Genomic DNA, 23,078 nt, shown 5'->3' with positions numbered 1-23,078 from the left:
TAATTTAACTCTTGTTGATTTATTGTGATAGAAAAAGTATTGGATTTATTTTAGAATTTGATAGGCCAGTAAAGCTACAACATAAGCAAACCCAGACATGAAGATTAATTGTCCAGCCGGCCATTTCCATGAATTGGTTTCTTTTTTAGTAACGGCAAGTGTACTGGCACATTGCAAAGCAAAAGCATAAAACAGTAATAGTGATATTCCTGATGCAAAATTGAAAACTTTTTCTCCTGTAACCGGATTAATTTCGGCGGCCATTTTATTTTTTATTGTGACTTCGTTATCACTGCCACCTACGCTGTAAATTGTAGCCAATGTTCCCACAAATACCTCTCTGGCAGCAAAGGAACTGATAATAGCAATTCCTATTTTCCAGTCATAACCCAGTGGAGAAATAGCAGGTTCAATGGCTTTTCCCATTAACCCGATGTAGGAATTCTCCAGTTTTTGTGAAGCCACAGCATTCTCAAATTCTGCTTCTGCCAACGGATTTTGCTTGGTGTTTTCAGTAACGATTGTTTCTGCATTATTGAATTTTTCACCTGGTCCATAAGAAGCTAAAAACCACAATACAATAGAAATCGCTAAAATGATTTTTCCTGCACCAAAAATAAAAGCTTTGGTTTTTTCGATTACATTGATTCCCACGTTCTTGAAAAGGGGTAATTTATAATTCGGCATTTCTACCACGAAGTATGTTTTTCCTTTTATTTTAAGGATTTTATTCAAAATGTAAGCCGAAAAAATAGCCATTCCAAAACCCAAAAGGTACAACAACATTAAGGTCATTCCTTGCATGTTCAGAAAGCCAAAAACGCGATTGTCCGGAATTACCAGCGCAATAATAATGGCATAAACCGGTAATCTGGCAGAACAGGTTGTAAATGGAGTTACCAGAATGGTGATTAATCTTTCTTTCCAGTTTTCGATGTTTCGGGTAGCCATAATTGCAGGAATAGCACAGGCTGTCCCAGAAATAAGCGGCACCACACTTTTGCCCGATAAACCAAATTTCCGCATGATTTTATCCATCAGAAAAACGACTCGGCTCATGTAACCACTTTCTTCAAGAATCGAAATAAACATAAACAGGAACGCGATTTGTGGGATAAATATCAAGATTCCACCTATTCCAGGAATGATTCCCTGCGAAATTAAATTGGTTAAAACTCCCGCCGGTAATTCTTCGGCAGCAAGTGTACTCAATGAGGCAAAAGAAGCATCAATAAAATCCATTGGAATTTTAGACCATTCGAAAATAGATTGGAAAATAACAAACAAAATCAGGAAGAAAATTACATATCCCCATACTTTGTGTGTCAGAACGCGATCAAGTTTGCTGCGGAAATCTTTAGCAATAGTGGTGTCAATTTTTAATCCTTCTTTCAAAACATCATTGATGAATTGATAGCGTTTTATGGTTTCTTTTTGTTGCAAACGCTTTAAATCCGAATGCGATTTAGTAAACGAACTTCTAATTTCATTTCGATCTAAATTCAGGAAGTTTACGTCTTGCGTGATGACCAACCATAATTTATACAACAGTTGGTTTGGAAATGTTTTGCGAAGCGTATTGAAATATTCTGGATCAATACTGGAGGCATTCAAACACGGTTCGCTTGAAATGGTTTTGTAACTGACAATCAATTTTTTCAATTCATCGATTCCAAAACCTTTTCTGGAACTGATGAGTGCAATTTTTGTTTTTAAATGCTCCTCAAGATAAGGAATGTCTAATGTGATTCCTTTAAATTTCATTCTATCAGCCATGTTGATGACTAATATTGTTGGAATTTCAAGATCTTTTATTTGGGTAAAAAGTAGTAAATTTCGTTTTAGATTTTCAACATCAGTAACGACTAGCGCTACGTCCGGATATAATTTATCATTTTTATTCAGCAATAATTCAATGACAACATTTTCATCAATCGAACTGGCGTTCAAGCTGTATGTTCCGGGTAAGTCCAGAATATTAGCTTTGGCATTATTGGGTAATTTACAAAAACCAATCTTCTTTTCAACCGTAATTCCAGGGTAGTTTCCTACTTGTTGATTAAGGCCTGTCAACTGATTAAAAACCGAAGTTTTTCCTGTATTAGGATTCCCAATTAAAGCAACATTGATATTTTGATTGGTCATTATAAGTTGTTTTTTAGTATTTCAACTTCAATCTCACGGGCTGTTTCCACGCGGATAGCAACGTGTGATCCATTAATATTAAGGTATAAAGGATCGCCAAAAGGAGCAATTTGAAGGAGTTCAACCATATTTCCCGGCAGACAACCCATTTCTAGTAATTTCAACGGAACAATGTCAATATCAAAATCTTTGATAATGGCCTTTTCACCTTTTTTTAGAGAATGTATCGTTGTTTGCAAGTCTTATTTAGATTGAATTAAGATTGCAAAAGTACATATTATAAAACTAAAAAAAATGATAATTATCAATTTTGTAGTTTTTTTAGATAATTTTAAGAATGGGGTAATAGTTTATTTTGCTGGATTTTTCGATCAGATTATAAGGGACTTATGCAGTCTTAAAAAGTTTTATTCGTTGCTCAAAAAAGTAATATCTTCGATTAATCGCTTGATATCTTCCTTATTGGTGCCGTCATAAAAGCCACGAACTCTTTTTTTAGTATCGACCAAAACAAAATTTTCGGTGTGAACCATATCATATAGTTCACTTGGTTTCCCCAGTTTTACGGCCAAATAGGATTTTCTGGCCATCGTGTAGATTTCTTTTTTGTCTCCGGTTACTAAGTTCCATTTGGCATCGTTAACATGGTGTTTTTTGGCGTAAGCCTTCAAAACCGGAACGCTGTCAGTCTCTGGGAAAACGGTAAATGATAATAATTTTACCTTTGGATTATTAGCGAAAGCTTTTTGAATATCCGATAAATTGGTAGTCATCTTTGGACAAATGGAACCGCAAGTAGTAAAGAAAAAATCAGCTACATATATTTTGCCTTCGTAATCTTTTTGGGTGATGGTTTCCCCGTTTTGGTTGATAAACGAAAAATCAGCAATCGTATGATACTTGCTTTTGTATTGAACGGTGCTGTCCACTAATTCAGGATTTACATCCGCAGGATTATAAATGGGAAGTGTTTTTTTTGGCTTTAAAGCCGAATAAAATAAGGATAAAATGATTGCCGAAAGAACAATGAAGACCCCGAAAAAGAGTCGGTATTTTTTGAAAAATTCTAACATAACGCTATTTTGATGCAAAAATACGAAAACGAGATTTGTTTTTAATTCAAATTAACACAATCTTATTTGGGATAGATTCCTTCGAAAGGAAGGATGTGAAATTAATGTCTTTTTTTAATTAAACCTTTTAGAAATTTTGGAGTCAAATAAAGATGTATTCGTAAATAATTATTTTTAACTAAAAATCAAATTATTTATTAATAGCTTTGTTAAGATAACTAAAAAACTAAAAAAAATGAAAAAAACCAGCAATAAGCAATTGCTTTTTGTGATTCCCGCAATCATGGGTTTTGCGGTGAGTCAAGCTCAGAATGCTCCGGCAGCTAAAGAACCGGGAATCAATGTGAATTACATGGATAAGGATGTAAAGCCAAGCAATGACTTCTTTCGTTATGTAAACGGAACTTGGTTGGATAATACAGAAATTCCAGCTGATAGAACCCGTTGGGGTAGTTTTGATGAATTGCGTCAAAAAACGGATGCGGATGCATTGGCAATTCTAAAAGAAGCTACAACAAATCCAAGCTACAAATCGAATACAGATCAAGGAAAAGCGATTAACTTATACAAATCTATTCTTGATACCGTAGGACGAAATAAGTTAGGTATAGCGCCTTTGAAACCGTACTTAAAAAAAATTGATGCAGTTAAAAACGCAAAAGATTTAGAAGCATTAATGATTGAGATGGAACCTATCGGTGGTATCGGTTTTATGGGTGCTGGCGTAGGAACTGATGCGAAGAACAGCAGTAGAAACGTGATTAATTTAGGTCCTGGAGGAGTAGGTTTGCCAGACAGAGATTATTATGTTTCTGAAGATGCCGATTCCAAAGAGAAACGTGCGAAATATCTTTTACACGTTGCTAAAATGTTGCAATACCTTGGTGATAAACCAGCAGTTGCAAAAATGAATGCTGAAAAAATCCTGGCTCTTGAAATTGCCATGTCTAAACCAAGATTAGACAGAGTAGAACGCAGAGACCGTCGTAAGTCTTACAATCCGATGACATTGAATGAGTTGAGTAAATTAACTCCATCAATCAACTGGAATAATTATTTCACAAAAATTGGATTAGCAAAAGTAGATACCGTTATTGTATCGCAACCTAAATACATGACTGCGCTAGAAACTATATTTAAAGAAAATAAAGTAGAAGACTGGAAAGCATACATGCGTTGGAGTTTATTGAACAGAGCTTCAAGCCAATTGTCAACTGAAATTGAAAACGCAAACTGGGAGTTTTACGGAAGAACGTTAACGGGTGCAGTAAGTCAAAGACCACGTGACGAAAGAGCACTTCAAACCATCAACGGTGCGGTTGGAGAAGCGTTAGGAAAATTATATGTAGAGAAAAAATTTCCGGCTGAAGCCAAAGCCAAAGCGGAGAAAATGATCAAAAATATATTTTCAGCTTTCGAAAACAGAATCAATAATTTGTCTTGGATGTCTGCAGAAACAAAGGTAAGCGCGCTTGCTAAACTGCATAAATCAAGAATTAAAATTGGTTATCCTGACAAATGGAAAGATTATTCAGCCTTGACGATTAAAAGTCCAGAAGAAGGCGGAACTTATTTTGAAAACGCTAAAAGTATGGCGCAATGGCGTTTCAATGAGAATATTGCTGAGTTGAACAAACCAGTTGATAAAGAAAAATGGGGAATGTCTCCGCAAACGGTAAATGCCTATTACAATCCTTCAAATAACGAGATTGTATTCCCGGCAGCAATTTTACAACCGCCTTTTTACAATTACCAAGCGGATGAAGCAGTAAATTATGGTGGAATTGGAGGAGTTATTGGCCACGAAATTTCACATGGTTTTGATGATTCAGGTTCCCGTTACAATGCTGACGGAAACTTAGTAGACTGGTGGACTGCAGAAGATTTGAAACAATTTTCAGCATTAACAGGAGCACTTGCCGCTCAATACAGCGCTTTGCAACCTATTCCGGGAACTTTTGTAGATGGTAAATTTACTTTAGGAGAAAATATTGGAGATTTAGGTGGAGTAAATGCTGCTTATGATGGTTTACAATTGTATTTGAAAGAAAATGGAAATCCGGGATTAATCGACGGATATACTCCAGAGCAGCGTTTCTTTATTTCTTGGTCGACTATCTGGCGTTCAAAAATGCGTGATGAAGCCTTGAAAAACCAAGTAAAAACAGACCCGCATTCTCCAGGAATGTACCGTGCTTATGTTCCTTTGCAAAATATAGATACGTTCTATAAAGCATTCGATATCAAAGCAACTGACGGAATGTATATTGCACCTGAAAAGCGTGTAAGAATTTGGTAATTTGATTTTAAAATTTATAAAAATCCCATTCGTTCAGTCGGATGGGATTTTTTGTTTTATAGTATTTCACTACTATTTTTACGTGTTTTTCTCAACGAATAATTCACCATATACAATCCAAACAACGTAACTCCGCCACCTATGGCAATGGCTACATTGAGTGTTTCACCAAAAATCATAGCGCCTAAAATCACGGCTATAATTGGGTTGATATACGAATAAATACTGCTTATTTCTGCAGGAAGATTTTGAAGCGCATAGATAAAGGCAATGAAAGTAAGTACAGAACCAAAAACAACTAAATAGGCAATCGACCACCACGAAATCGCTGGAATGGTATTCAAACTAACGGAAGTCCCTGTTGCTCCATTGTACGCAAAAAGTAAAATACTGGATATAAACATTTGTAGTCCCAAACTAAAATACGGATTAAAACTGGCTGCTTTTTTCTTCGTATATAACGAGCCAAATGCCCAAGTTAATGTAGCGATTAATGACAGTATAATCCCAAATCTAAAATCAGGAATCATAAAATCACTCAAATGATCGTAAAAGATAACGCAAACGCCACCAAAACTGATAATTAAACCAATAACCGTTAATCGTGCCAGTCGCTCCCCCCTAAAAAAAGTAATGATTACAATCCATAAAGGAACAAGAGCACCAATGATCGCTCCCAGTCCGCTACTGATGTATTTCACGCCCCAAGTGCTTAATCCGTTACTCAAAACAAAATTAAGGATGCTTAAAATAATAATGGTTTTCCATTGTTTTCCTTTTGGCCAAGGAGTTTTTTTGAACAAGAAAAAGGAAATATACAGCAATCCGCCAATGAATTGTCTAATGGCAGCAAGTTGTAACGCCGGCATGTGTTTTACGCCTTCTTTTGAAGCAATCCAAGTAGTTCCCCAAAAAAAACTAACCCAGCATAAAGCCAAAATAGGTAATCCAATGGCATTAACTTTAGACGAAACAGCATTCTTAATTTTAGTTTTCACATTATAAATTTGGTTTCGTAAAAGTATAATTTAAAACGTTTTCTAACGTATCACTCAAAATTATTTTTTTGCCAAAATTATTTTCATGATTAAACTTTGGCAAAGCCAAATTCAAAGCTATAGCTTTTTGAGTATAATACATTTCTCGCGAAGGATGGTAAGGAGTCACCGCATTGAAAGTTTGGTTCCAAGAATTATTTTCTATGATTTTTAAAATTATGCCGATGCAATCTTCCTGATGAATTAAATTGATTGGTGCATCCGGATTATCCAGATTCTCACGACCAGCCAGAAAATGTATCGGATGACGGTTTTCGCCAATTAATCCCCCAAAACGCAATACTGTAGTTTTGAAATTGCTATTGCTTAGCAATAGCTGTTCGGTCTCCAACAATTGCTTACCGCTTTCAGTTTCCGGTTTCGGAATTGTTTCTTCAGTAACAAACGCATCGCCATCATTATAAACCGATGTCGAACTGATGAAAAGTACGTTTTCGACAGCTAGTTTTTCTATAAACGGAATTACATTTCTAATCTTGGAAACAAAATTTTCGGTCCCTGAACCGCGAAGTTTTGGTGGAACATCGATGATTAAAATTTTAGAATTCTTCAGAAAATCGGTTACGCTTCCAGTAGTTTTATTTTCTGAAAGCACAATTAAAAAAGGTTCAATTCCTGCATTTTTCAATACTGCTAATTTCTCTTCTGAAGTCGTCGAGCCTTTTACTAAATAGTCCTTTTTTAATAAGGCTTTCGCCAAAGGCAAACCCAACCAACCACAACCCAGAATACTAATTTTTGTCATTTTTATTTTTTGTAACCAATTTGTTTACGTTCTTTTTGTGTGTTCTCTTTCTCGTCTTTTTTGATGAGGTAGTTCAAAGCTTCATACACATCACTAAATTTCTTGTCATATTTGGTTTCTATTTCAAGCAGTTTTTCGTTGAATTCTTTGTGTTCCAAAGCATATTTTCGAATCATGACAAAAGTACGCATGATGACAATATTTACATGAATCGCCACATCCGAATTTAAAATACCACTTAACATCGCTACTCCTTGTTCTGTAAAGGCAAAAGGGGTTACTGTTACATTTCGTTTATTTTGGTATGCGGTCACAAATTGTGACCGCATACTTTCCTATTCTTCAATGGTTAGTCGAAACATAAAGTCACTTGGAAATCTTTTGATGTTTCTTTTTACGGCTTGATTTAGAACTTTAGTTTCTACTTCATAAAGCGTAGCAAGATCAAAGTCAAGTATCACTTTTAGTCCTTGTATATCGTGTATTTTAGATTGTAATGTGGCTATTTGCATATGATTTGTAAAAGAGTTGGTTGTATTAAAGTTATTTTAAACTGTCTTTCACAACTGTTAAACTATCTTTTATTACAGGATTAGTAACACTTTTCAAAGCATTTGCAACCACAACCGGTGTCGGCTTTATTTTTTGTTTGATTACCACAGCATCATTCAAAACAAAAGGTGTTGGCATCATCCAATTTTCTCTTTTGGCTATTCCAAATAAAGGATTAGTCATTAAATCAAAAGAACTTTCCATCAGTTCCATATCTAAAATCGTAGAGGAATTTACGCTAAACTGCATTTCTAAAGGTGCGTTTCCAACGACATAATAACTCAATATTTTCTTTCCTTTGCGTTGGTAAAGTGAATTTTTCTGACCTAATGTGGTCACGCCATTTGCTTTGAAATTATGAATAACCATTTTTTCATTGGCAAAAATATCATAGCGATTGACGTTTCTATTCGGGGAAATTTTTATTCTCAAATACCTTTGATTGCCTACAATTCTGTCTTCCAGAAATACGATACTTGGTTTCAGAATGTCTTTTTTAGGAGCTTCGGCAGCATACGTAAAACCGGAATTGTATTTGCTGAACAATGGTGTTTCGTTTAAAGTCGTTGCTTTTTTCGGGTTTTCACCCAAATAGCCTTTGGTCCAGGAATCAAGATTGGTGTCGTACGTTGCCCAATTGGCTTGGTCCGTATCAGCATTGTATATGTACAACAAACTGTTTGATTTGGCTTTTCCATATTCGTAACCGGATTCAGAATGTGCTTTCGCAAAAAAGCCAATAGCAAGCACAAAAAACACTAAAGACCAGATTCCCTTTTTGGCGAAAGCCCCAAAAACAGGCAACAATAATCCAAAGGTCAAAACAGTAAGAATAGCACTTCCAAACAGTACTTTTAGTCCCAAACCAATAGGAAACATCTGGATGAAAGGCGCAATAATTATTAAAGCAGGAATGCTAAAAACAAGACTTAGTATTTTACGGGATTTTTGGGTAATGATAAATACAGCGAATAAAAATAATCCAAAATAAACCGGAATAATCAAGAATCCGGCTCCTTGTAAACTAAAAGCAAGTGCTCCATTAATCACAATCCAAATTAATAATGGTGCTACATAATGATTTATAGTAACCTTTTTGGCAGAAAAACGATTGTAAAAGGCTAAAGTTATCGCCAATGCCAAAAGTACAAATGCAGCAATGTAAGCGTGCCCGTTATACGTAAATCCGTTAAGTAAATCATTGTACTGCGGATAAACGGCTAATAATCCTTTCCAACCAAAAAAAGTAATTAATCCGGTACCGATTAGGGAACCTAAAAACGGAATAAATCCTTTTCCAATTTCACGGAATGATAAGATGCGCTTTGCTCTTCCTAAAAAAAGTAGAAAAATAAATAGCGCTAATGCGATTACCACCATTGGTAAAACCCAGCTAAAAGGATAGCTTATAAAAGTATATGGAATGGTAAAATAGACGTAATCTTCGCTGGCTTGCGTAGTACTTAAATCGGCATTTGAGAAATAATTTAACAAAGGCATTAAATACGTGCCTTGGTGCGCTAACGTATTTTTGTTTAAATGATCGATATCGTCCTGAGCTGTGTGATAGTTAAAATGGTCATCAATGAAAGCAAAATTATACCCTTGAATATTGCCTTGTTCTCTAAAAACGGTTAAATCGGTATCATTGGGTAACATTTTATAAATGCTGTACATCAAGGAATTTGAAACCGGAAAAGTGGCTTTTGCGGCAGCAAACTCTTTTACTAATCCGGCATTTCCCTTGTTGGTTTCCATCAACATATAACTGGGTCCAGAAGAACCACGCGCTTCAAAATTAAGCACCAAGCCTATTTCTTTTGCCCATTGGTGTTGGGTTACAAATAATGCTGCGCCATTTAATCCTAATTCTTCTGCATCCGAAAACAGAATGATAATGTCATTTTTATGAGGGGTTTTAGAATATAAAAAAGCACGAATACTCTCCAGGATTGTTGCTACACCAGAACCTGCGTCACTCGCCCCTTTGGAGTAGGAATGTGGTGCGCTGTCATAATGGGAAAGCAATAACAAAGCTTTAGCGTTAGAAGTTCCTTTTATGCGAGCCAATATATTTTTAGATTGTACTAAATTTCCCCAATCGCTCAAGGTATATCCTTCCTGAACGGAAGTTTCCAGTCCTAACTTGTTCAACTCTTTTACGAGATAATTAGCAACCACTTCATGTTCTTTGGAACCTACATAATGGGGTTGTTTTGAAATGGCTTCTACTTGGTTTAAAGCTCTTTTGGTCGAAAATTCAGAAAGAGAACCTTCTTCGTCTGAAGTCCAATGCGGCATCATGGTAAAGTAAATCAACCCCAGAATCCCTAGGATAAATAAACAGGCAAAAATGGAGGAATAATCTTTTTTCATGGTAGGTAAGTAGATTGGGATATTTAAAGGTCTTTTTTGACTAGTATGTAAAAATCATTGTCCAAAAGCATGTAACCTTGGTCATACAGAAAATAGTAGGTGTTTCCTGTTTTAGTTTGTAAAATATTGGTAAAAAACTCAAAATCGAAACCCTTGCTCAGGAGTTTTGCCCGAGTAGTTTTTGATTTTCCGTCCACATTTAGCTCTGACAAAACACGGTAATTCTTGCGCAGCTTATTGTTGATGTTGCGCATAAAATTAGTGCTGTCTTTGTTTATTTTATTGTTGTAGGCATTACGGCAACCGTCACTACAAAACTTTTTATCTTCTCGGCCTACAATTTTTTCTCCACATTCTAAGCAGGTTTTATTCATGGATTGATTTTTTTAATTTCGTATAAATCAGTTCTGCGATCTTTTAGGATTCTGGCACTTCCATGTTCATGAAGCTCTTTAAGCAAATTCAAATCCACATCTACAATCAAAGTCATTTCAGTATTAGGCGTGGTTTCCGCTTTTATTCCGGTGCTGGGAAATGCAAAATCCGATGGTGTAAAAACTGCAGATTGCGCATATTGAATATCCATATTATTCACTTTTGGAAGATTTCCAACGCATCCGGCAATAGCGACATAACATTCGTTTTCTATGGCTCTGGCCTGCGCGCAATGTTTGACTCTGATGTAACCACTTTGGTTATCTGTTAAAAAGGGTACAAATAAAATATTCATTCCTTCATCGGCCAATAGTCTTGATTGTTCCGGGAATTCGACATCATAACAAATCATAATTCCTATTTTTCCGCAATCCGTATCAAAAGTTTTAATTTGGGAGCCGCCTTTCATTCCCCAATGTAAGACTTCATTCGGGGTGATGTGAATCTTATAATACATTTCAGAGGTTCCGTCTCTTTTACAAAGAAATCCAACATTGTATAAAGCGCCATTTTCTAAATAGGGCATGCTTCCTGAAATGATGTTAATATTATAAGAGATGGCAAGTTCCTGAAATTTTTTGCGAATGGGATCTGCATATTTCGCAAGCTCTCTAATGGCGTCGGGTTCAGCTAAATGATTGTAATCTGCCATAAGTGGGGCAATAAATAACTCCGGAAAAAGGGCGAAATCACTTTTATAACCGGATATGGCATCAATGAAAAATTCTGCCTGTTCAAATAAAGCGTCCAAATTTATTAAGGGACGCATTTGCCACTGAATTAATCCAATTCGTATTATGCTTTTTTGGGTGTTTATTAATTGGGGGCTTTCATCATAATAGATATTGTTCCATTCTAATAATACTGCGAATTCTTTGGAATCGATGTCTCCTGGGAGATAATTTTTCATAATCCGCATCACGTGAAAATCATTACTCAACTGAAAGGAAAGCACAGGATCGTGTAATTCTTTTAGTTTTACTTTCTCGATATATTTTTTAGGAGTCAATTCTTGGGCGTATTTACTGTAATTTGGGATTCTTCCGGCAAAAACGATAGCCTTCAGGTTCAGTTTTTCACACAATTCTTTTCGGGCATCATACAATCGTCTGCCAAGTCGCAAACCTCTGTAGTCAGGATGAATGAATACATCAATTCCATACAATATTTCCCCTTTTGGATTGTGTGTAGAGAAAGTATAATTTCCTGTTATTTTAGCGTAATCCGGATTTTTATCCACTAAGACTTCGTCTACAATTAATGAAAAGGCAGCGCCTACCACTTTCTTATCTGCAATAATTACGAATTGTCCTTCAGAAAATAAGTCCAGTAATCTTTCAATATCTTTTTCTTTCCAATACGAATCAGCAAGCTCTGGATAGGACTTTACCATTGATTTTTTTAATTCCTTGTAGTCTTCAATTTTTAGATTTCGTAATTCTACTTTTTTTATTTTGGCTAGCATAAGAAGTTGATTTCCATCAAATATAACTAAATTTTTCCATTTACAAACGTTTACAAATAGTTACAACCGAAAGTAAACAGTTAGTAACCGAATACTTTTTGGAAGTCACCGCATCTTTGCTTTGTTGATTTGAAACAATGATTCAACAAATAACTTATATACACTAACATTTAAATTTTACACGCCATGAGCACATTAAGAAACAAAGTACAGTTAATTGGACACGTAGGGAATGATCCGGAAATCAAAACTTTTGATGGAGGGAAAAAATTAGCCAATTTTACATTAGCAACTAACGAAAGCTACAAAAACGACAAAGGAGAAAAGGTAGAGGAAACCCAATGGCACAAACTTGTAGCTTGGGGGAAAACGGCTGAAATCATTGAAAAATACGTTACCAAAGGCAAAGAAATTGCCGTTGAAGGGAAATTAACCCATAGAAGTTATGATGATAAAAATGGGGAGAAACGTTATGTTACCGAAGTAGTGGTAAATGATGTGCTTCTTTTAGGAAAATAATATTCAGTTTACAATTATTGTAATGTTGTAAACTGCGACTGAAACCAAACAAAAAAAAACCATCGACAATTATCGGTGGTTTTTTTATGGATTATTTAGAACGTAAACTGTGACTGATATTGGTTATTTGGCTTTTTTGCGTAAATCAAATTTTGGACAGTTTTTGCAACGTTTATGTTCTCCTTTTTTATATTTTTCGCAACATTCGGACTTGAGGTTTTCTTTATCAGATCCATTTTTAAGGAACTTTTTTTTATCCTTTTTCTTGTCCTTATTTTTCTTCTTTTTACCCAATTTCTAAAAAATTAAAATCAAGTTGTTTGCTAAATAGTATTTGATTATTTGGGTGTGCTATTTAAAGTTAGTTGTTGCATATCTCTGTCAAATAGATACAGGCCTCCTTTATCATCACCAATCAAGTTTATTTTATCCAAAATAAGTTTAGCCTGAGCTTCTTCTTCAATTTGTTCGGCTACATACCATTGCAAAAAGTTGTGTGTGGCATAATCCTTTTCAGTAAAGGAAACGTCAACCAGTTTGTTAATCGAATCAGAAACAAAAATTTCATGTTTATAAAGTTCTTCAAACATTTCCTTAAATGTTCCGTAGCTGATTTTCGGTGCTTTTAATTCACTTACTTTAGCATGGCCACCTCGTTCATTTACGTATCGGACTAGTTTAAGCATGTGTACTCTTTCTTCTTCAGATTGAGCATACATAAATTTTGAAATTCCTTCCAAACCATGAGTTTCTGCCCATGAAGCCATAGAAAGATAGGTTTGAGATGATTCAGCTTCAATCTGAATCTGATTATTCAGCGCGTGTTCTATGTTTTTTGATAGCATGGTAATAAGTTTTAAGTAAAGTTACAAAATACTTAATCTACTGATTCATAATTTCTTGAAAATAATCTACAAATTGTCCTAAATGTAAGCCATCTACTAATCCATGATGTACATGAATAGACATTGGCATGGTTCTTTTTCCGTTTTCAGCAATTTTCATTTTTCCAAAAGAAATTTTCGGGCAACTATCTGGAAAAGTATAGCTTCGGGCATGCGATAATGAAGTGAAATCCAGCCATGGAATCGCCGAAAGATGAATTGAATTATCATCCGTAAATGTTCGGGTAAAAAGACCAGTCGTATTTTGTATTCTTTCAATTTCCGCCAATGCATTTGTAGTGAAAATTTCAAAATCAGCATTGTATTCGATTAAAGAAAATCCAAAACTGCCATCTTCACGACCAATAGTTGCAGAAGCATTAATTTGGTCATAAACATATATTTGCTCATCTGAAATTCTATAGCGAAATGATTCGGTACTATTTACAGCAACTAACGTTTTGTGTAAATAATAGATAAAGAAGGAAGTGTTTAGTGCTTTTGCAGTTGCATAGGCTTTCGTACAGTCGATTTCGACAGTGGCACCAAAGAAAGGTTCTTCAAATTGTCTGAAAAAGTGGAAATGTTCTTTTCTGGACCAGTTCGCTATATCTAAAAGTGTTTTCAAGATTTTGTGTTTTATTTTTGGTTTAAAAGTACTGTTGTTCTTAGGGATCTTAAATTCATTTTGTTACATACAAACCATAAAATAGATGTTTGAACTATGCGTGTGATTAAAACCGAGATTAGCAGCCATAAAAAAAGCCCTAAAAGAAATTTCCTTTAGGGCTTTTTGATATAAAAAAGTAGCTTATTTTACTGTGAAAGTAACTCTTCTAACTAATTTTCTTGCGTTTTCTGAAGTTTTATCAACTGAAGTATCTTCACCAGCAGCAATTACATTCAATCTTGATGCATCAACTTTAGCGTTCACTAAAGTGGTTTTTACATTAGCAGCTCTTGCACTAGATAATTTATCATTGTATGCAGATCTTCCTAATTCGTCAGCATGACCAGTAATATCAACTGAAGCAGAAGGATTGTTTCTTAAATAAGTTAAGATAAAATCAATACCTTCAGTAGATACGTTAGTTGGTTTAGATTTGTCAAAATCAAAATAAACGGCAACATAACCACCATTAATTAAACTTTTAATCAATTCGTTATCGTATACAACACCAGTATCACCAGTTTTAGCAGCGTAATTTTTTAAGATGTAAGCTTCTGTTTCGTCAGGAACATTATTGTTGTTCTTGTCAATTGATCTTCCTTTAGTGTCAACCATTGCGCCAGCAGGTGTACTTAATTCTTCGTCTAAATAATCAGCTACACCATCTTTATCAGAATCTAGCATTTTATTTTCGATAGCCATAAATCTAGCATCAATTGCGTCAAATCTACCTTCATGGTCGATAACCCAGTCAGCATGTTTTTCGTTTTTACCTAAGTAAACAGTTAAACCTACTGTACCATTGAAAAGTACACCGCCGAAACCAGGAGATCCTATTGTACTTGCACCATCAAAAGTACGGTTTTGTTTAGCATTAAGAATTGTTGTAAAATCTCCAGTCAATGCAATTCTATTAGATAATTTAATTTGACCAGTAACACCAGCAATAAAATTACCCATTCTGTCAGTTCCTGAAAAGTTATCAGATTCACCAAAACCTAATCCAAAACCAGCGTGACCTAATAAACCAAGAGTGTTTGTCCAAGTTTCAAAGCTCATGATTCTTCCTAGGTTAGCAACTGCCTGTAAATCAGCTCTATAGTATTTAGAATCAAATCCTATTGAATTTTCACCTTCTTTAAAACTGTTATATCCAAAATCAGCTTTTAAACCAAATTTGTTATTGAACATATAACGCACACCTAAATCAGCTACATAAGCACTAGTAACAGCAGTTCTATATCCAGCAGTCATAGGTCTCATCGGTTTGTTTAAACCACCAGCTAATTCAACAGACCATTTGTTAAATTCAGTTCCAGTACTTGCGCTTTCTACATTTTCTGTTTGAGCACTCAAAGTTGTCATTGCAGAAGCAAAAACTAACGTAAGTATGATTTTTTTCATAATTTTATTCTTTAATAATTTTATGCAAAAATACGACATATTGTTAGATAAGAAATTTTAAACAGTTAATTATGTAAGAATTAGTTTTAATTCTATAAACTAAGTTCAGAACGGCGATTTTAGCAATATTTTGTACTTTTTTTATAGATTACACGAAGATATTAACTTTAAAATGGAGTGTTTTTTGGTTGAAAAGACTTTTATTAATGATTAGAAAAGTTTAAAACAGGTTTTCTGATTCCAATTTTTTTAGGACTTCTGTTATTTTTTCGAAAGCACTGAAGTTTTTATGTTCCACTTTATGGTCAATTTTTTCATGTGCCCAAGTCGTATGAAACGGAATGTGAACGGCGTGTCCGCCAATGGCTAAAACCGGTAAAACATCTGACTTTAAGGAATTGCCAATCATAAAAAATTCTTCAGGTTGTATTTCCAATCGTTTGATCAAATCAGAATAATCAATTTCCTGTTTGTCCGACATCACTTCGATATGGTGAAAATAGTGACCCAAACCCGAATTATGTAATTTTCTGCGTTGGTCCAATAAATCACCTTTGGTGGCAACCACTAATTTGTATTTTCCGTGTAAAGCGTCTAAAGTTTCTTCTACGCCATCTAATAAAACAATCGGTTTCTCCAGTAATTCTTTTCCATATTGAATGATTTTTTCAATGATTTCTATGGGAAGTGTGTTATTTGAAATACTCATCGCCGCTTCAATCATCGAAAGAATGTAGCCTTTGATTCCATAACCATATAATTTTAAATTATCGATTTCGACTTTAAATAATTCTTTGGAAATTCCTTGATGCGACAAATAATCTTCCATTAAACCACAGAATTTCTTCTCGGTTTCATCAAAATACGTTTCGTTGATCCATAAGGTATCATCGGCGTCGAAAGCAATTACTTTTAGTTCCATTTTTATTTTATTTTGATATAATTGAGGTTTTTATTTTAACTTTTAACTGTTTTGGAAAAAACTTTCTTCATTGAAATTGTTTTCGAATAAAAGGTAATTCGGATTCCCAAAAGTAAAATAATTCCTCCGATAATCATTTGTAGTGTGATTATTTCATCTAAAAACAACCAAGCTAAAATAGCAGTCAAAACGGCTTGACCGAGCAAACTCAAAGACACTCTTGTGGCGCGCATGTGTTGTGTGGCATAACTGAGCGATAACCATGCTAACAGTTGGCAAACGACTGCCTGGATCAACAAGACCAGCCAGCCAGCATCAGAAAATCCGGAAAAAGGTTCTCCTAGCATTAAACAGAGAATTCCTAGATATATACTTGAAGAAATTAGGCTGATGGCCATAAACGAAAGCACATCCACTTTAGAAAGCACTTTTTTACTGATTAATAAGTAAATAGCATATAAAATACCCGATAATACGGCTAAAAGGAAAGCGGTGTCAAAATTCAGTTCGATGAAAAACGGGAAACCAACCAGCATAATCATTCCGAATAATGAGACTAGAGTTCCAATCCAAAAATTGATGGCAGGTTTTGTTTTTAAAAACAGAAATGAACCAATGCCAACCCAAAGCGGTGATAAATTAGTCAGCAATGAAGCCTGAGTGGCGCTAGATTCTTGGATGGCAATATTCCAGACAGCAACATCTGAGGCAAATAAAATTCCGCAAATTATGGCAGGAATTAACAGCTTGATTGTTGGAAGCTTGAATTTTTTTGTAATAATGACATAAGGCAATAGCAAAGTTGCTGCAATTGCCATTCTATAAAAAGCCGAAATTAGTCCGGGAGTTAACCGAAGTTTTATTAATATTGGAAAAATCGAAATGCAGAGTATCCCAACAATTAAAGCTAATTGCGGCTTTTTTATTTTCATTTTATAACTTCCTTAATTAATTGTCTCTCCATTCGCAACGCCATCCGTATCTGGATTCACAAAAACCAGTTTTCCTTCGGCATTGGTAGTCATCAAAATCATTCCTTGACTTTCTACGCCACGAAGGTTTCTTGGAGCCAAATTCACTAAAACAGTCACGCGTTTTCCAACAATGTCTTCTGGCTTAAAACTTTCAGCAATTCCTGAAACTATCGTGCGAACATCAATTCCGGTATCTACTTTTAAAATCAAAAGCTTGTTGGCTTTCGGCATTTTTTCGGCTTCCAGAATCGTTCCTGTACGGATATCCATTTTGGCAAAATCCTCAAATTGAATCGCTTCTTTTTGTGGCTCCGCTTTTTTGTTTTCAGCAGTATTGGCGGTTTTAGTCGCTTCCAGTTTGTCTATCTGTTTTTGGATTTCCTCGTCTTCAATTTTAGCGAAAAGCAATTCTGCTTCCCCGATTTGGTGTCCGGCCGGAATCAAATCAGAATTTTGAGCAATAGTATTCCAGTTCAACGGACTTTCTATTTTTAGAATTCTTGACAATTTTTTAGCTGTAAAGGGTAGGAACGGTTCGCAAAGTGAACTCAAAGCAGCAGCAATTTGCAACGCCACATACATTTGTGTTTGCACGCGTTCCGGATTGTCTTTGATAACTTTCCAAGGCTCTTCATCCGCCAAATATTTATTTCCTAAACGCGCCACATTCATCAATTCGCTCAACGCTTCACGAAATCTATAACGCTCCAGAGAACTTGAAATTACTGCAGGATACGCTTTCAGTTCGGTTAAAGTAGCTTCGTCCACTTCCGAAAGTTCATTTGGTTGGGGAACAACTCCGTTGTAATATTTATTGGTTAAAACCACCACACGATTAATGAAATTCCCGTAAATCGCCACTAATTCATTGTTGTTTCTTGCCTGAAAATCTTTCCAGGTAAAATCATTATCCTTAGTTTCCGGTGCATTTGACGTCAACGCATAACGCAAAACATCTTGCTGATTTGGGAATTCTTCCAGATATTCGTGCAACCAAACCGCCCAGTTTTTAGAAGTCGATAATTTATTTCCTTCCAAGTTCAAGAACTCATTCGCAGGCACATTATCTGGTAAAATATAACTTCCTTCGGCTTTCAACATCGCAGGGAAAATGATGCAATGGAAAACAATATTGTCTTTCCCAATGAAGTGAACCAGTTTTGTATCTTGGTCTTTCCAGTACGGTTCCCAATCTTTTCCTTCGCGCAAAGCCCATTCTTTGGTAGATGAAATGTAGCCAATCGGCGCATCAAACCATACGTATAATTTCTTTCCTTCAGCACCTTCAACAGGAACGTCAATTCCCCAATCCAAGTCACGAGTTACCGCACGAGGCTCCAATCCACCGTCAATCCACGATTTTACTTGCCCGTAAACATTCGGTTTCCAGTCATTTTTATGTCCAACGAGAATCCATTCTTTCAAGAAATCTTCATAACGATCCAAAGGTAAAAACCAGTGTTTCGTAGATTTCAAAATAGGAGTTTCTCCAGTTATTGTCGATTTTGGGTTGATTAAATCCGTAGCATTCAGCGTCGAACCGCATTTTTCGCATTGATCACCGTAGGCTTCTTCGTTGCCACATTTTGGGCAAGTTCCCACCACAAAACGGTCAGCCAAGAACTGATCTGCTTTTGCATCATACAATTGTTCCGTCACTTCCTCGATAAAATCACCTTTGTCATACAGTTTTCTAAAAAATTCCGAAGCCGTATCATGATGAATTTTGGCCGAAGTTCTGGAATAATTATCAAACGAAATTCCAAAATCAGAGAACGATTTGCGGATAATTCCATCGTATTTATCGATTACTTCCTGTGGCGTGATGCCTTCTTTTTTGGCTTTCATCGAAATCGCCACACCGTGTTCATCACTTCCGCAAACAAACAAAACGTCTCTTCCCTGCAATCTTAAATATCTGGAATATATGTCCGAAGGCACGTAAACACCCGCCAAATGGCCAATGTGAATCGGTCCGTTCGTATACGGCAATGCCGCTGTAATGGTATATCTTTTTGGATTCTGTATCATGATTCAATTTTATTGAGTGCAAAAATAAGATTTTTTATGATAGGGAAGAAGGTATGATACGGACAAGTCGAGACTTGTCCGTACTTAGGAGAAATTGTTCGTGTTTTTTGGAGCTATTTCCTGCTATTTCCCATATCTATTGTGCCGAAACCCGGCATAATAGGATGCCGCTTTTATCAGGGCTAGGAGATGTGGGTTGCGTAGCAATAATAGTTTATGTTTAGGCACTTAGGGATTTATTAATAAATGTCTATTCAGTTACTTCAGCTATTAAACCATTATAATTAAACGCTAAATTGAATTTAACTCTTGAATTATATTTTAAATTGTCACTATTATTTCTGCTAAAATATATTGATTCTCCAGTAAAATCTTTCTTAATAAAACCAAAAGAATTTTCTAATTTTATTATAGTTCCTTCAAATGTTTTATTTTTTCCATTGTGAGTTATAAAGCCATTTAGTTTTCTTTTAATTCTCACATCTAAAGCAACATCTTTTAAACTATTAAAATAAATCAAAGATTCATCTTTTTCATCTAAAAGATACAAGCATCTTGCATACCAATATTGAGGATCAAATCTTTTATCTCCTTTTGTGAAAGATTTTCTTAAATAATGTTTTAAATTCACATAGTTTTCGGGTGATTTTTCACTTAATAATTTTGCATATTTAAAATTTAAATCCTTGTCGTTTTCATTTACCGCAAGTGATAATTCTAAAATATTTAAAGATTCATCTATTTTGCCTTCTTCGATATAATAATTACTCAATCTTGTAGCCAGATATGGGCTTCTTTTGTTAAAATCAAAAGCAGATTTTAATGCTTCTAAAGCTTTCGGAGTATTATTTATTAATTTATTGAAACTGGCTTCTGCATCATGAAAAAAACTTTCATTTGGGTAAAATTGTTTGGCTTTATTTAACGTTTTTTCGAATTCTTGAATTTTTACTTCAATTAAATCAACCATTTGATTGTCAATTGAAATTTTCAACTCCTGTAAGTAAATTTTTAATAATGTATGATATGCGTGAACTATATTTTTACTTCTTTTATTTGAGATTATTTCATTACAAATTTCTTTAGCATTATTGAGTAAATTATTAGCTAATAATCTTTGAGGGGTTTTTTCTGCTTTTCGTAATAAAAATTCTGCTTTGGAATGAGCAATAAATCCGTTTTTCGGATCAATTTCATGGGCTAAATCTAATAAATTAGAAGCTTTTTCGAGATTTCCACCATTTGCATTCATTTCGAAAATAGATTCCTGTTGCATTAGGGATGAAATTTCACCAACATTATCATATGCTATTTTATAAATGGATCTAATCATTTCAGGATCCTTAAAAACATTTAAAAGATTTCGTGCATTTGTCATAGCAATAAAAACTTGACGGTCGCTATCATAATCAATATCTAATTTTGAAATAATGCTAATATATTTATCATATCTTGAATTTAAATCGACCAATACTTGTTCAAAAACTAGTTCAGCAATATGTTGATGTCGACTTTGAAAAACATAATCATTGATGTTGTAATTTCGATTACTATACACTACAGATTCGAGAGGTTTGAAAAGATATTCTTTAAAATATGAAAAATTGATGCCATGCAATCTCGAAATTATTCCGGCTCTTGCGTATGTTCCTATTCTATGAAAAATACAAATTGATAGATACAGATTACGGGCTTCTTCATTGGGTATAGAATTATATTCATCCATGACAATATCAGCAAATGGTTTACCCGCAGTTGCTTCATACAATGCTACCAACAATTCTCTCCCAGATTTTTCGGATAAAGCGTCTTTTTGTTGTTCAATTGTTTTGCCTTGTAAATAACCTAAAGATTTATATTTAGCCAATAACTCTATAAGCTTAATAATTTCATTGTCTTTTAGGTATTTAAGAGTATATTCTCTTGTTAAATAAACACTTAAACTTTCGCCATTAATGTTCCATAAATTTACCCTTTCAGCTGATATTATAGATATTAATAAATTATCTTTTTTTGCTCTTGAAAAGATGTATTCAATATCTTCATTTCTTTCTGTTGCATTATCTATGAATAGATAAATTCTTTCTTTTGTGAGTTGAAATAATTCAGATAGTCTGTCATATTCTATGCTTATATCAGATTTAAAAAAAATACATAATTTTTCAAATGTTACTGCAGCATCCCATGCTAATCTATGTAATAAAACAGTTTTTCCAGAGCCAGCATTGCCTTTAATTATGTATAATTCCTGTTTTGAAATCCTTTGGTTTTCATCGATTAAAAAGACTTCTGATAGTATTGAATCTGTGATATTTCGTTCAGCATCATAATTTTTAATAATTGGATCCCAACCTTCAAAATATCCTTTGTAAAATTCTCGTGGATCGGTATTTTTATCTGCTAAATTTGAGTGTAAATAGGTTGCATCTCTTTCTAAGAATTGCATAAGTCTGTCACTTGGCGCAGGTGAGTCAGAATTAAATTTATTTAAGATTGGATGTAAAAAACTATCTTTCTTTATACTACTTAAAATTCTTTGATTTTCAGAAATGCTTGATTGTATTTCTTTCATGAAATCTTTAAATGAAAGTTTTATAGAAGATATTTTTTTAGAATCATAGAGTCTTTCTTCTGCATCTGTTATGTACGGGCCAACCATATATGATCTTGGTCTAACATTTCCAATTTTTTCTAGATGTTTGAGACTGTTTCTTATATCTAAATCTGCAAAACTGAAACCTACGAAAAGGATAGGATATTCATATGATGACTCCTCTAGTCTTTTAAATAATCTCTCTCTATTTTCTCTATGCTCTACATATTGATCTGGGGTTAATATTAGGGGTACATCTTTGTTAGTAATATCAGTAATTGATCCGTGTAATTTGTTGAACATAACTGAGTTCTCAAAGATCATCTTATCTCCAATTCTTTCTCCATTTTTTATAAACGTAGCTAGTTCTTGTTGTTTTTTATGGCATCTTTCATACGATTCTTCAATTAATAAATCATAATTTGTAGTGTAAATTGAGTGCCATTTATATAAAGGGATTAGTTTGTGATGTTCCCCTGGTTTAAATTCAATAAATATGTCATAAATAAATTTCTGAACTGTAAATAAATCGGTTTCACTAATTGCTAATTCCGATATATACTGAAGATCTCGATTTAAATATTCGTCTCCTAAAAATTTTTCAGCTATTAAATCTGCTAATTGATTACCAGTTGGAGGTTTTTTAGAGTTTTTATGATATGAGTCAAATGCAGCACCAGCCCCAAGGAATAGGATTACTTTGCCGTCTTTAATACTATCAATTAGGGATTTTGGTAATTTAGAATCATTCATGGTAAGTTTATTTGTGTTAAAATACTTATCAAATAAAGTCATATAATATGTATTTTACAAATAATTTTATTCTGTTTGGTAAAGTCTCTATTTAAAATGTGAATTTGCAATTGTTTTAATAAAGTAGCTTAAATCAGCAAATAGCTTCGATTTTATACGAAATGATAGATAATTTATGCT

Annotated in this window: 19 protein-coding genes; 2 read left to right on the top strand and 17 right to left on the bottom strand. The window is 34.4% G+C overall.

Translation table 11 applies throughout. From position 1 onward, the window contains the following. Positions 1 to 45: 45 nt before the first annotated feature. The 3 genes from feoB to QLS97_RS01825 all read right to left on the bottom strand — a co-directional run bounded on the left by feoB (position 46) and on the right by QLS97_RS01825 (position 3,218). Positions 46 to 2,145, bottom strand: coding sequence for a ferrous iron transport protein B (gene feoB / locus QLS97_RS01835; protein ID WP_282713981.1), 2,100 nt, complete (start codon positions 2,143 to 2,145; stop codon positions 46 to 48). After that, positions 2,145 to 2,384, bottom strand: a complete 240-nt coding sequence (locus QLS97_RS01830) for a FeoA family protein (RefSeq protein ID WP_121343194.1) — start codon at positions 2,382 to 2,384, stop codon at positions 2,145 to 2,147. Before QLS97_RS01830 ends, feoB begins: the two co-directional genes overlap by 1 nt. 168 nt (positions 2,385 to 2,552) lie before the next feature. Continuing rightward, the gene (locus QLS97_RS01825; protein WP_282713980.1) at positions 2,553 to 3,218 is read right to left on the bottom strand and encodes an SCO family protein; all 666 of its coding nucleotides are present in this window, start codon (positions 3,216 to 3,218) and stop codon (positions 2,553 to 2,555) included. Positions 3,219 to 3,453: 235 nt separating this feature from the next. On the opposite strand from QLS97_RS01825, the gene QLS97_RS01820 reads away from it, so the two are divergent. Continuing rightward, positions 3,454 to 5,517 carry a M13 family metallopeptidase gene (locus QLS97_RS01820; protein ID WP_282713979.1) on the top strand — a complete coding sequence of 688 codons (2,064 nt, stop codon included), beginning with the start codon at positions 3,454 to 3,456 and terminating at the stop codon, positions 5,515 to 5,517. Between the two features lie 56 nt (positions 5,518 to 5,573). Here QLS97_RS01820 and QLS97_RS01815 read toward each other — a convergent pair whose 3' ends face one another. From QLS97_RS01815 to QLS97_RS01785, 7 genes are all read right to left on the bottom strand, one after another. Then, complete coding sequence (locus QLS97_RS01815; protein WP_282713978.1) at positions 5,574 to 6,515, bottom strand: DMT family transporter; 942 nt, start codon at positions 6,513 to 6,515, stop codon at positions 5,574 to 5,576. A gap of 1 nt (position 6,516) precedes the next feature. After that, positions 6,517 to 7,320, bottom strand: coding sequence for a Rossmann-fold NAD(P)-binding domain-containing protein (locus QLS97_RS01810; protein WP_282713977.1), 804 nt, complete (start codon positions 7,318 to 7,320; stop codon positions 6,517 to 6,519). Between the two features lie 2 nt (positions 7,321 to 7,322). Beyond that, on the bottom strand, positions 7,323 to 7,649 hold the full coding sequence (locus QLS97_RS01805) for an ORF6N domain-containing protein (protein ID WP_282713976.1): 327 nt from the start codon (positions 7,647 to 7,649) through the stop codon (positions 7,323 to 7,325). Between the two features lie 6 nt (positions 7,650 to 7,655). Further along, the gene (locus QLS97_RS01800) at positions 7,656 to 7,832 is read right to left on the bottom strand and encodes an ORF6N domain-containing protein (RefSeq protein ID WP_282713975.1); all 177 of its coding nucleotides are present in this window, start codon (positions 7,830 to 7,832) and stop codon (positions 7,656 to 7,658) included. A 31-nt stretch (positions 7,833 to 7,863) separates the two neighbouring features. Then, on the bottom strand, positions 7,864 to 10,176 hold the full coding sequence (locus QLS97_RS01795; protein WP_282715520.1) for a M28 family peptidase: 2,313 nt from the start codon (positions 10,174 to 10,176) through the stop codon (positions 7,864 to 7,866). Positions 10,177 to 10,271: 95 nt separating this feature from the next. After that, complete coding sequence (locus QLS97_RS01790) at positions 10,272 to 10,622, bottom strand: hypothetical protein (protein WP_282713974.1); 351 nt, start codon at positions 10,620 to 10,622, stop codon at positions 10,272 to 10,274. Further along, a complete protein-coding gene (locus QLS97_RS01785; RefSeq protein ID WP_282713973.1) occupies positions 10,619 to 12,148 on the bottom strand; it encodes a bifunctional GNAT family N-acetyltransferase/carbon-nitrogen hydrolase family protein in 1,530 nt (509 codons plus the stop codon). Before QLS97_RS01785 ends, QLS97_RS01790 begins: the two co-directional genes overlap by 4 nt. A gap of 186 nt (positions 12,149 to 12,334) precedes the next feature. Between QLS97_RS01785 and QLS97_RS01780 the strand changes: the two genes are divergently transcribed. Beyond that, the gene (locus QLS97_RS01780; RefSeq protein ID WP_282713972.1) at positions 12,335 to 12,667 is read left to right on the top strand and encodes a single-stranded DNA-binding protein; all 333 of its coding nucleotides are present in this window, start codon (positions 12,335 to 12,337) and stop codon (positions 12,665 to 12,667) included. Between the two features lie 338 nt (positions 12,668 to 13,005). On the opposite strand, the gene QLS97_RS01775 is transcribed toward QLS97_RS01780, so the two are convergent. The 7 genes from QLS97_RS01775 to QLS97_RS01745 form a co-directional block, all read right to left on the bottom strand. After that, positions 13,006 to 13,512 (bottom strand): ferritin, encoded by a 507-nt coding sequence (locus tag QLS97_RS01775; RefSeq protein WP_282713971.1) that lies wholly within the window; start codon positions 13,510 to 13,512, stop codon positions 13,006 to 13,008. Positions 13,513 to 13,549: 37 nt separating this feature from the next. Then, positions 13,550 to 14,179: a chloramphenicol acetyltransferase gene (locus QLS97_RS01770; protein WP_282713970.1), complete on the bottom strand. Its 630-nt coding sequence runs from the start codon at positions 14,177 to 14,179 to the stop codon at positions 13,550 to 13,552. Between the two features lie 183 nt (positions 14,180 to 14,362). Beyond that, on the bottom strand, positions 14,363 to 15,625 hold the full coding sequence (locus QLS97_RS01765) for an OmpA family protein (protein ID WP_282713969.1): 1,263 nt from the start codon (positions 15,623 to 15,625) through the stop codon (positions 14,363 to 14,365). A gap of 220 nt (positions 15,626 to 15,845) precedes the next feature. Further along, positions 15,846 to 16,547, bottom strand: coding sequence for an HAD family hydrolase (locus QLS97_RS01760; RefSeq protein ID WP_282713968.1), 702 nt, complete (start codon positions 16,545 to 16,547; stop codon positions 15,846 to 15,848). A gap of 35 nt (positions 16,548 to 16,582) precedes the next feature. Beyond that, positions 16,583 to 17,479 carry a DMT family transporter gene (locus tag QLS97_RS01755; RefSeq protein ID WP_282713967.1) on the bottom strand — a complete coding sequence of 299 codons (897 nt, stop codon included), beginning with the start codon at positions 17,477 to 17,479 and terminating at the stop codon, positions 16,583 to 16,585. 12 nt (positions 17,480 to 17,491) lie between these two features. Continuing rightward, positions 17,492 to 19,552 (bottom strand): methionine--tRNA ligase, encoded by a 2,061-nt coding sequence (gene metG, locus QLS97_RS01750; RefSeq protein ID WP_282713966.1) that lies wholly within the window; start codon positions 19,550 to 19,552, stop codon positions 17,492 to 17,494. Between the two features lie 250 nt (positions 19,553 to 19,802). Beyond that, the gene (locus QLS97_RS01745) at positions 19,803 to 22,940 is read right to left on the bottom strand and encodes an SIR2 family NAD-dependent protein deacylase (protein ID WP_282713965.1); all 3,138 of its coding nucleotides are present in this window, start codon (positions 22,938 to 22,940) and stop codon (positions 19,803 to 19,805) included. Positions 22,941 to 23,078: the final 138 nt, after the last annotated feature.

Origin of the sequence: Flavobacterium yafengii (assembly GCF_030010375.1) — a bacterium.
GTDB lineage: Bacteria > Bacteroidota > Bacteroidia > Flavobacteriales > Flavobacteriaceae > Flavobacterium > Flavobacterium yafengii.
Note: the sequence above shows the minus strand (reverse complement) of the source record. Positions and strands in the feature narration are given on the sequence as shown.